The organism is Sphingopyxis sp. 10G20-10, assembly GCF_057365075.1.
Genome location: NZ_CP195117.1, coordinates 1,453,454 through 1,463,242, shown reverse-complemented (window position 1 = coordinate 1,463,242; position 9,789 = coordinate 1,453,454). Strand labels below are relative to the sequence as shown.

At 61.2% G+C, this 9,789-nt stretch carries 10 protein-coding genes; 4 read left to right on the top strand and 6 right to left on the bottom strand.

Annotated elements, in window-relative coordinates; all coding sequences use genetic code 11:
- Positions 1 to 169: 169 nt before the first annotated feature.
- Genes ACR3XE_RS07155 through ACR3XE_RS07145 form a run of 3 tightly spaced genes read right to left on the bottom strand, consistent with a single transcriptional unit; the run spans position 170 to position 2,711 of the window.
- Positions 170 to 1,375, bottom strand: coding sequence for a Gldg family protein (locus ACR3XE_RS07155; RefSeq protein ID WP_473698317.1), 1,206 nt, complete (start codon positions 1,373 to 1,375; stop codon positions 170 to 172).
- Positions 1,372 to 1,734 (bottom strand): hypothetical protein, encoded by a 363-nt coding sequence (locus ACR3XE_RS07150; protein ID WP_473698318.1) that lies wholly within the window; start codon positions 1,732 to 1,734, stop codon positions 1,372 to 1,374. The genes ACR3XE_RS07155 and ACR3XE_RS07150 overlap by 4 nt, the downstream gene beginning before the upstream one ends.
- Entirely contained in the window at positions 1,731 to 2,711 is a 981-nt protein-coding gene (locus ACR3XE_RS07145) for a cysteine synthase A (protein ID WP_473698319.1), read from the bottom strand. The genes ACR3XE_RS07150 and ACR3XE_RS07145 overlap by 4 nt, the downstream gene beginning before the upstream one ends.
- A 200-nt stretch (positions 2,712 to 2,911) precedes the next feature.
- Between ACR3XE_RS07145 and ACR3XE_RS07140 the strand changes: the two genes are divergently transcribed.
- Positions 2,912 to 4,999 (top strand): TonB-dependent receptor, encoded by a 2,088-nt coding sequence (locus ACR3XE_RS07140; protein WP_473698320.1) that lies wholly within the window; start codon positions 2,912 to 2,914, stop codon positions 4,997 to 4,999.
- Between the two features lie 10 nt (positions 5,000 to 5,009).
- Here the strand turns inward: ACR3XE_RS07140 and fabG are convergent, their stop codons facing one another.
- The 3 genes from fabG to ACR3XE_RS07125 are packed head-to-tail and all read right to left on the bottom strand — an operon-like array spanning position 5,010 to position 7,581.
- Entirely contained in the window at positions 5,010 to 5,750 is a 741-nt protein-coding gene (gene fabG / locus ACR3XE_RS07135; RefSeq protein WP_473698321.1) for a 3-oxoacyl-[acyl-carrier-protein] reductase, read from the bottom strand.
- Between the two features lie 22 nt (positions 5,751 to 5,772).
- Positions 5,773 to 6,711 carry an ACP S-malonyltransferase gene (fabD, locus tag ACR3XE_RS07130; RefSeq protein WP_473698322.1) on the bottom strand — a complete coding sequence of 313 codons (939 nt, stop codon included), beginning with the start codon at positions 6,709 to 6,711 and terminating at the stop codon, positions 5,773 to 5,775.
- Between the two features lie 42 nt (positions 6,712 to 6,753).
- Positions 6,754 to 7,581, bottom strand: coding sequence for an LD-carboxypeptidase (locus ACR3XE_RS07125; protein ID WP_473698323.1), 828 nt, complete (start codon positions 7,579 to 7,581; stop codon positions 6,754 to 6,756).
- 54 nt (positions 7,582 to 7,635) lie between these two features.
- Between ACR3XE_RS07125 and ACR3XE_RS07120 the strand changes: the two genes are divergently transcribed.
- From ACR3XE_RS07120 to rpsR, 3 genes are all read left to right on the top strand, one after another.
- Positions 7,636 to 9,027 carry a Mur ligase family protein gene (locus ACR3XE_RS07120; RefSeq protein ID WP_473698324.1) on the top strand — a complete coding sequence of 464 codons (1,392 nt, stop codon included), beginning with the start codon at positions 7,636 to 7,638 and terminating at the stop codon, positions 9,025 to 9,027.
- A gap of 154 nt (positions 9,028 to 9,181) precedes the next feature.
- On the top strand, positions 9,182 to 9,547 hold the full coding sequence (gene rpsF / locus ACR3XE_RS07115) for a 30S ribosomal protein S6 (protein WP_473698325.1): 366 nt from the start codon (positions 9,182 to 9,184) through the stop codon (positions 9,545 to 9,547).
- A 10-nt stretch (positions 9,548 to 9,557) separates the two neighbouring features.
- Positions 9,558 to 9,782 (top strand): 30S ribosomal protein S18, encoded by a 225-nt coding sequence (rpsR, locus tag ACR3XE_RS07110; protein ID WP_473698326.1) that lies wholly within the window; start codon positions 9,558 to 9,560, stop codon positions 9,780 to 9,782.
- Positions 9,783 to 9,789 lie beyond the last annotated feature (7 nt).

The following is a 9,789-nucleotide window of genomic DNA, read 5'->3' as shown; positions in this document are numbered from 1 at the left end:
TATTAATTGGGGTGAAAAGGGGAAAATTAGGGCTAAACGGGGATTACACCCCAAAAAAGCGGCAAATGGGCGGGTATGGAACCCCTTTCAGGCCGAAATCACCTCCGGTCGCTGCCGGATTGTCGTATCTGGATCAAGCCATGATGGTGGGCGCTTGGGTTACGCAGCCCTAATTTGCCGCGATTTTTCCTGAGTCGGCGGACGACTCGATCCAAACCGGACGCAACCAGGCACGTCCTTTTGCGGTGCTTCCGCCCAGCCGGTAGGTCAGCCATTGCAAATTGTCGGCGCGATTCAAATGCGCCGCGCCGCCGACCAGCGGTTGCCAGAGCGGCGCAAACAAAAGATCTGCATCCCCCACCAGCCAGACATTGCCACGCCCGATAGGACATTGGGCTATCTGGCGTTCGGCATAGGCGCGACACTCGTCTGGCAAGCGACTGAAGCGACCAGCGCTGAACAAGGATAAGCGGTATCCAGCCTGCCATACCGTCCTTGCTTTTGACTCACCGGGCGTGGCGGCATCGAGGGTAATGCCCCAATGGTCGAGCAGCGGCGTCAGTAAGCTCGTCACCGGCGGGTTGCGCGGATCGCCAAGCGGATGATCGATGGGCCAGCCTGACAGAGCATCGGCAAGGATAACCGCATGACCCCCCGTCCGAACATAAGCATCGATAGCCACCAACTCCTCGGGCGCCAGCGCGCGCGGATGGGCAAGCAACAGCACCGCATCGGGTGCGACCGGAGGATTGACCAGACTATCGACCAAATCGACCCGAAAGCTGTCCTCTAACGCAATCAGAGCAGGTGCCGACCCTGTGCCCTTGGACAATATCGTCGACGGTTCCCCTCCCCCGCCCCATCGCAGAGGCAGGCTGGTCATCATCGTGACCAGCGGCCGCGCCGATGACGGCGTGCCGACCGAATAGAGAGCCGCGAGCAGCATATGCCCCCCTATGAACCAGCCGATCGCGACACATAGCGCGGTTGCCGCTTTGACCCATCGGGGCACAGACCTTCGCCAGTGCCATAGCTGGTCCGCGAGGACCAACGCTGCTGCGGAGCTCGCCATAGAGAGCAGCAATTGCAGAATAGCAAAGCCTTGGCCGAACAACGCCACCAGCGCACTCTGCCCCAAAAACAGTGCAGCAATCGCCAAGACCATCGTTGTGATGCGCGCACGCGTGTCGCGGCGGCGCTGCCAGAGCGCGAGCAGCCATGCCGGAACAAACACAATGGGTAGAGCCAGCGCAGGATCGATGCGGCCGAGCAGAGCCTGACCGCCAATAGTCCAGCCGAGCAGGAGAGTTGAAGTCGCAAAGGCAAACACCGGACCGGCCAACTGACTGTTACGCAGCATCACCGTCGTGCTCACTGATCCGTCTTGCGCGCGCGCTCCAACTCGGGGTCGGGCTCAAGGTCGGGCACGGCCACTCGCGGCGGCATGACCGTTTCCTGTGCGGTCTTGGCCGCCGGGTCAGACGATGCCGAAGGCTGGATACCCAGTTCTGCGAGCGGCTCACCGCCTGTGGTTTTCTCATCCTCTCCGGGCATATTGACAGTGTTGGACGCCTTGGCAGTCGCTCCGGCCTCTTCGCGGGCGCGGTCACCGATCAGTCCGGCGAGGCCAACAAGCAAAAGCACTGCCAGCACACCCGAAACGCCGATCTGCAGCCGCCGCATCGTGTCATTATGACGGGGCTTTGGTTCCTTGATGGGCGGGATCGTGGTCATGTGGCCTCCGCCGCCAGTCCCTTGCTGGCGCACCATTCGGGGTTGAAGAGGGTCGACAAATAGCGAAAGCCGCTGTCGCATAATATCGTCGCAATGCGTTTGCCTGGCCCCAGTTCGCGCGCCAGTTCGATGGCTCCGGCAACATTGATTCCCGACGACAGGCCAAGACACAGCCCCTCTTCGTTGAGCAGGCGATGCACAACCGCCAGCCCTTCGGCGTCAGAAATGCGAAACTGGGTGTCGATGGGTGCGCCTTCCAGATTGGCGGTAATCCTGTTCTGGCCGATGCCCTCGGCGACGCTCGATCCTTCGGGCTTTAGTTCGCCGCATTTGTAATAATTATACAGCCCCGCGCCATGTGGGTCGGTCAGCGCGACAATGACATCGGCGCTCTTGGCTTTCAGTCCCATGCCGGTGCCCGCGATGGTGCCCCCCGTGCCGGCCGCGCAGGTAAAGCCGTCGATGCGACCATCCATCTGCGTCCAAATCTCTTCGGCCGTACCATGAATATGCGCTTTGCGGTTGGCGATATTGTCAAACTGATTGGCCCAGATGGCATTGTCGGTGTCTTCGGCGATGCGACGGGATGTATGCACAAAATGGCCCGGATTGGCGAAAGGCGCAGGCGGCACCAGCACCAGTTCGGCACCCAGTGCGCGGATCGTCGCCATTTTCTCTTCGCTTTGATTGTCAGGCATGACGATAATCGTCTTATACCCCAGCGCATTGCCGACGAGCGCCAGTCCGATGCCGGTGTTACCCGCCGTCCCTTCGACAATGGTGCCGCCGGGGCGCAAGCTGCCATTGGCTTCGGCCTCACGGACAATATAAAGGGCAGCACGGTCCTTCACAGACCCGCCGGGGTTGGCAAATTCGCACTTGCCCCAAATTTCGCAGCCAGTCTCTTCACTCGGGCCGTGGAGCAGGACCAGCGGCGTATTGCCAATCAGGTCCAGACTATTCTTAGCAATCATCATGGGTCCTGATTTAGAACTCGGATCGCTGCGCCGCAAGACAGCATCGCTTGGACGCACCATGGCCCGACTTTCTCGACCAACGGATGGCCGTGCACGACCAATGACATGTTGCATCAACCTATGCTCTTGCTTCGGTGATATTATATCATTACAGAGCACCGCAACACGGGCCTCTCTCCATCCAAAGGACATAACTTACCATGTGCAAACTCGCTTCCGCTTGTCTTACGCTCACGCTGTTGCTCGCATCACCTGCTTTTGCCCAGCAAGCCGGAACGCCCCCTACGCCGCCGACCGGCGACGATGATTATCACACGGATCAGGCAATCATCGTGACGGCTCCTTATGTCCGTAGCCTCGATATTCTGGGCAATGTGACGGTGATGGAGGGTGAAAAACTGGCGCAGGACATTCGCGGCCAGATCGGCGACACCCTGACGCATCAGGCCGGTGTATCGGCGACCAGCTTTGCCCCCGGCGCATCGCGACCTGTCTTGCGCGGATTTTCGGGTGAGCGCGTGAGCGTATTGGTTGATGGTCTGGGGTCGATCGATGCTTCGTCCACTTCTGCCGACCATGGCGTGACCATCGACCCACTGACGGCCGAGCGGATAGAAGTGCTGCGCGGCCCGTCGGTGCTGTTGTTCAGCAGTCAGGCGATAGGCGGCGCGGTCAATGTCTTTGATCGCCGCATTCCGCGCGGCATCCCCGAATCCCCGTTCCATGTCGACGCACTTGCCAGTTATGGAAGCGCCGCCGATGACAAGAGCGTCGGCGCCTCGGTCGACGTTCCGGTCGGCACGCAATTCGTGGTGCATGTCGATGGCAATTACAGCAAGTCTAATGATGTCCGCGTCGGCGGACTGATCTATGCGGAGCCGCTGCGCCAGTCGCTGCTGATGCTGGCATCCGATGCAACCAACAATGGTGATGCTGCCGAGGCAGAGCGGCTGACCTCCGCCGCCAACAGTCGCGGTCGCATCCCCAATACCGCCAGCACCAGCACCAGCGTCGGGATTGGCGGAGCCTTCGTCAATGATGGCGGGTCACTCGGATTGTCGTTCGGCTATCTCGATAGTCAATATGGCACCCCGCCGCGCGCCGATATAGGCGAGGAGCCCACCATCAAACTGCGCCAATACCGCCTCGACCTGCGCGGCGAAGTCAGTCTGGGTGACGGTTTGTTCGACAAGCTGCGTATCCGCGGTGCCTATGGCGATTATGCACACACCGAATTTGACGATGGCGTGCCGGGAACCACCTTCCTCAACAAAGGCATCGAGTTCCGTACCGAACTGGCGCAAAATGACCGTGGTGGCTGGCGCGGTGCCAGCGGGTTGCAATATAGTTTCCGTGATTTCGCCGCGATTGGCGACGAAGCATTCCTGCCGCCCAATGAAACCACCCGTAAAGCACTGTTCACGCTACAGGAATATGAATTTGGTGCGGTTACCGCCGAAGGCGCGCTGCGCTATGAAAATTCAGGCATCAAGGCCTCGACCATCGGTTACAACCGCAGCTTTGACGCTCTGTCGGGCGCGGGTGGCCTGAGCTGGAAGGTTGCCGATGGGGTCAAGCTGAGTGTGTCGGGATCGCATAGCGAGCGCGCACCCGCCGCCGAAGAGCTGTTGGCCGACGGGCCCCATGCCGCAACCTTAACCTATGAACGCGGCAACCCGAATTTCGGCAAGGAAACCAGTTGGGGCGGCGAATCCTCGATCAAGATCAACCGCGACGGCTTTGCACTGGCGCTGACCGGCTACGCAAGCTGGTTCGACGGTTTCATCTATGAACAGGACACCGGCCTGACGCTTGACGACCTGCCCGTTTTCCAATTTTATCAGGACAAGGCCCGAACATGGGGTTTCGAATTTGAAGGCAAGGCCCCGATTGCCCAGATTGGCGGGTTCGACGTATCCGGCGATGTCACGGCGGACATGACCCGCGCCAAAATCACTGGCGGCACCAAGGGCAATGTCCCCCGTATCCCCGCGCTTCGCGTGCTAAGCGGGATCGAGGCCAACAGCGACCATATAGACGCGCGCGCCGAGGTCGAATGGACCGACCATCAGGACCGGATCGCGGCCTTCGAGACTCCGACCAAGGGCTTCACCCTCGTCAACCTGTCGCTGACATGGCGCCCCTTGCCCGAGACCAAGCATCTGTCGTTGACGCTGGCTGCGAACAATCTGCTCGATGTCGACGCCCGCCGCCACGCCAGCTTTACCAAGGATTATGCGCCGCTGCCCGGTCGCGACATTCGCTTGACCGCGCGGGCAAGCTTCTAACGCCCGCGCGTCAGGACAGCATCGCCATCCCGCCGTTCACATGGACGGTCTGGCCGGTGACATAGCCGGCCTCACGCGATGCCAGATAGACGACCGCCGCGCCAATGTCGCTACCCTCACCCATACGCCCGATCGGGATGCGGGCGTTGAGCGCGTCCTTTTGCGCGTCGGGCAATCCGTCGGTCATCGCCGACACGATAAAGCCCGGTGCGACGCAGTTCACTGTGATGCCGCGGCTCGCCAATTCCTGTGCCAGCGCCTTGGACATGCCAACGACCCCCGCCTTGGACGCGGCATAGTTGGCCTGTCCTGGGTTGCCGGTCGCCCCGACGACGCTCGTCACCGAAATGATGCGGCCAAAGCGCGCCTTCATCATCGGTTTGGCGGCGGCACGCGCGAGGCGGAAATTGGCCTCCAAATTGATGCGGATGACATCGGTCCACTCGTCATCCTTCATCCGCAGGATCAGATTGTCGCGCGTCACCCCGGCATTGTTGACGAGAATATCAAGCTGTCCCAGTGCCTCGATTGCCGAGGGCACTAACGCATCAACCGCCGCAGCATCGCCAAGGTCACAGGGCAAAGCCACATGATCGCCACCAAGCGTGTCGCGAAAAGCATCAAGCTTGCCCGCATTGGACCCCGAAACCGCAATCCTTGCGCCCTGCCCCGCCAAGGCCTGCGCAATAGCCGAGCCAATACCGCCCGATGCGCCGGTAACAAGCGCGGTCATTCCTGTGAGATCGAACATATGTTTCTCCTGAATTCCTGTCTTAGAGCGCTTTCAGCAGCGCCTCTATGTCGTCCATACTCATCACGCTTGCGACATCGACGTCGCCCGATGCGCTGCGTTTGACCATGGGGCCGAGCACCTTGCCGCCGAATTCGGCAAAATGGCTCACGCCGGCGCCTTCCATTGTGGCGACGCTTTCGCGCCAGCGGACACGACCGGTGACTTGTTCGACCAACAGTTCGCGAACCTCATCGGGCTCGCTGACCGGCGAGGCGGTGACGTTGGCGACCACAGGCACCGTCGGCGACCCCGGCGGATTGGCCGCCAGCGCTTCGGCCATCGCGTCGGCGGCAGGCTGCATCAGCGGGCAGTGAAAGGGGGCTGACACGGGCAGCAAGATACCGCGCTTGATGCCATGGTCTTTCACCAGCGCGATTGCCCGTTCAATCGCGCCTTTATGTCCCGAAATCACGACCTGCGACGGGTCATTGTCATTGGCGACGGTGCAGGTTTCGCCTTCAGCGGCGGCATCGGCCAGCGCCTGTGCCTGATCGACATTGGCCCCCAGCAGCGCCGCCATGGCGCCGATGCCAACCGGCACCGCCGCCTGCATCGCCTGTCCGCGCAGTTTGAGCAGCCGCGCCGTCGTCCCCAGATCAAAGGCCCCCGCCGCACAGAGCGCGCTATATTCACCAAGGCTGTGGCCAGCGACATAATCGGCCTTGGCCGACAGCGTCACGCCGCCTTCCTTTTCCAGCACCCGCAGCGTCGCGATGGCGTTGGCCATGATCGCGGGCTGGGCATTTTCGGTGAGGGTCAATTGATCCTCCGGCCCCTCGGTCATCAGCTTGAACAGATGCTGGCCGAGCGCCTCGTCCACTTCCTGAAAAACCTCGCGGGCCACCGGCGACGCAGCGGCGAGCACGCTGCCCATGCCGACCGATTGGCTGCCCTGCCCCGGAAAAAGAAATGCGCGCATTTTGCGTCCCCTGTTAAAATTGCGTGCGCCGCGCCTATTGCCTCATCCGGCGCGATGCAAGCCGAAGGGGACGACCTTATTATCGGCATCATGGCCGATATCGGCGCGGCCCAGATAGTTTATACCGCAGCGATCACACCAGAAACGCGCAATGTCTTCGGCTTCAATGCCAAAGGGCCGGTCATTCTCTGGTATATCGCTCACCCGCCCCAGACGCAGTCCGGCGAGCCCCCGCTGGGCCAAATTGGTCGCCACATGAAAAAAGGCGCGGTCAAAAGCATAAAGATGCTCGCTGACCTCTTCAACGATCAATATATGGCCCGCCAGATCGGGCTCCAGCGGCGTACCGAGCAGCATCGACAAGGTCATCAGATTGAACGCTGCATGGCGCGCGCCATGTTGCAAACCGCCCTCACACGCTCTGGGATCGCGCGCGACCAGCCAGTCGAGCGCGCGCAACACCGCTGCCTCGCCGCCTTCACGGCGAAGATCAGCTACCATCGGTCCGTGTGCGACATGGTCAAAACCTTCGCGATACAAACAGCCGAGCAGGTTGCCCTGATCCGAATAGCCAAGAAACGCCTTGTCCCGTGCAGCCGGTCCCATCGCCGCCACCGCCGCCTCGGCAATCCGCGCCGCGCCATATCCCCCGCGCGCGAACCAGATCGCATCAATGTCGGGGCGGTTGGCCATATCGACCAAGGCGGACAACCGCAGCGCATCATCGCCGGCGAAATGACCGGCGCTGGCAAAGCATTGCGGATCAAAGACCAGTTCGGCGTCGGCATAGCCCAGACTGGCCAACGCCCGCACGCCCTCTGCATCTTCGGGAAGGATCGGGGTGCTGGGGGCAACTATTCCGATACGCATGTTGCAACCAACCCCTGTCTTGCCAATTCATGGCACAAGCCATAACGCGCCGCGATGGACGAAAACAAATCCTATTTCTTTTGCGGCATCGGCGGATCGGGCATGTTGCCGCTCGCCATGATCGTCGCGGCCCGCGGCGCACAGGTCGCAGGCTCCGACCGTAGCCATGACCAAGGCCGCACGCCCGACAAATTTGCATGGCTAGAAAAGCAGAGCGTTCGGCTGTTTGAACAAGATGGCAGCGGGCTTACCAAGGGCCAAACGCTTGTTGCTTCAGCAGCGGTAGAAGACAGCGTGCCCGATGTAGCGGCGGCAAAGGCTCTCGGCTGCCCACGCCTGACCCGCGCCGAGCTCAACGCCGCGCTGTTCAATGCCGCCGACCGCGCGATCGGGGTCGCTGGCACCAGCGGCAAATCCACCGTGACCGCCATGGTCGCATGGATATTGCACCAGACTGGCCGCAATCCGACGGTGATGAACGGCGCCGTGATGCGCAATTTTTCGGGTCCGGATCAGCCCTATGCCAGCGCCCTTGCCGGTGGAACCGAAACCTATGTCAGCGAGGTGGACGAAAGCGATGGCTCAATTGCGCTTTATACGCCCGACGTCGCAGTCGTCACCAACATCAGCCTCGATCACAAAAGCCTGGACGAGTTGCACCAACTATTTGGAGATTTTTCGTCCAAAGCACGAATTGCCGTCATCAATGCCGACGATTCCGAATCTGCGCCGCTGCTAAAAGGCGCCAATCTGATCACCTTTGGCTTTGGCGACGGGGCCGCCATGCGTGGCGGCGATTTTGAAGCGCTGCCCGATGGCAGCCGCTTTACCGTCAGCTTTGCCAGCGACCGGCACGATGTGAAGCTGGCAATGCCCGGCCGCCACAATGCCGCCAACGCGCTCGCCGCTATGGCCGCCGCCCGCGCCGTCAATATATCTGTCGCCGACTCTGTCCGAGCGCTCGCGACATTCGCAGGTCTTGCCCGCCGCTATGAAGTGCTGGGTCAATCCAACGGCGTCACTATGATCGACGATTTCGCGCATAATCCGGATAAAGTCGCCGCGACCCTAGCCGCCGTCGCCGAACTCCCCGGCCGCGCACTGCTGTTTTTTCAACCACATGGCTATGGCCCGCTGCGCCAGATGGGCAAGCTACTCGCGGCCAGCTTTGCCACCGCAATGCGCGATGGTGACAAGCTTTTCGTCTGCGATCCCGTCTATTTCGGCGGCACCGTCGACCGCAGCATCGGCAGCGAGGCGCTGGTCGCCGATATTGTTGCGGGCGGCGGCGATGCCGTCCATCTAACCACACGCGCCAATTGCGGCGCCGCCATGCTGGACGAAGCTAAGCCCGGCGACCGCATTCTCATCCTCGGCGCGCGCGACGACACGCTGACCGAGTTCGGGCGCGAATTGCTGGGCAAGCTGGGCGACATCCCCGCTTGATTCCCCCGCGCACTGCTGTATAGGCGCAGCCATCGGGGCGAGGCTCAATGCCGTCGCCCCGTTTGCTTTGCACAGATTCGCAACGCAACGACGACAGCCGGAGGGGTCTGCGATTGGCGCAGATCAACGATCGGCCAAAGTAAGGAAGCGCACCATGCCGTTTTACGAGCATGTTTTTATCGCGCGTCAGGACCTGAGCCAAGCTCAGGTCGACGCGCTGGCGGAAACCGTCACCAACGTCATCACCGAATTTAAAGGCAAGGTCGAAAAGACCGAAACCTGGGGCCTTAAGCAGCTCGCCTACAAAATCCAGAAGAACCGCAAGGGTCATTATGTGATGTTGTCGGCCGATGTTTCGGGCGAAGCGGTAGCCGAAATCGAACGGCAGGCCGCAATCAACGAAGATATCATCCGCTGGCTCACCATCCGCGTCGACGAACATGAAAAAGGTCCGTCGGTCATGATGCGCAAGCAGGAACGTCGTGGCGGCCGCGGTCGTGACCGCGACGGCGACGAATAGGAGAACCGATATGGCACGCCCCTTTTTCCGCCGCCGCAAGACCTGCCCCTTCACGGCGAAGGACGCACCGGTCATCGACTATAAAGACGTTCGTCTGCTCCAGGGCTATTTGTCCGAGCGCGGCAAGATCGTCCCGTCGCGGATTACCGCCGTCTCCACCAAGAAGCAGCGTGAGCTGGCCCGTGCGATCAAGCGCGCCCGCCACATCGGCCTGCTGCCTTACATTGTGAAATAAGGAGGGC

Coding starts and splice junctions, on each gene's coding strand:
- ACR3XE_RS07145 (WP_473698319.1), bottom strand. CDS start 2,711: ATGATGATTGCTAAGAATAGTCTGGACCTGATTGGCAATACGCCGCTG.
- ACR3XE_RS07140 (WP_473698320.1), top strand. CDS start 2,912: ATGTGCAAACTCGCTTCCGCTTGTCTTACGCTCACGCTGTTGCTCGCA.
- ACR3XE_RS07150 (WP_473698318.1), bottom strand. CDS start 1,734: ATGACCACGATCCCGCCCATCAAGGAACCAAAGCCCCGTCATAATGAC.
- ACR3XE_RS07125 (WP_473698323.1), bottom strand. CDS start 7,581: ATGCGTATCGGAATAGTTGCCCCCAGCACCCCGATCCTTCCCGAAGAT.
- ACR3XE_RS07120 (WP_473698324.1), top strand. CDS start 7,636: ATGGACGAAAACAAATCCTATTTCTTTTGCGGCATCGGCGGATCGGGC.
- fabG (WP_473698321.1), bottom strand. CDS start 5,750: ATGTTCGATCTCACAGGAATGACCGCGCTTGTTACCGGCGCATCGGGC.
- rpsF (WP_473698325.1), top strand. CDS start 9,182: ATGCCGTTTTACGAGCATGTTTTTATCGCGCGTCAGGACCTGAGCCAA.
- fabD (WP_473698322.1), bottom strand. CDS start 6,711: ATGCGCGCATTTCTTTTTCCGGGGCAGGGCAGCCAATCGGTCGGCATG.
- rpsR (WP_473698326.1), top strand. CDS start 9,558: ATGGCACGCCCCTTTTTCCGCCGCCGCAAGACCTGCCCCTTCACGGCG.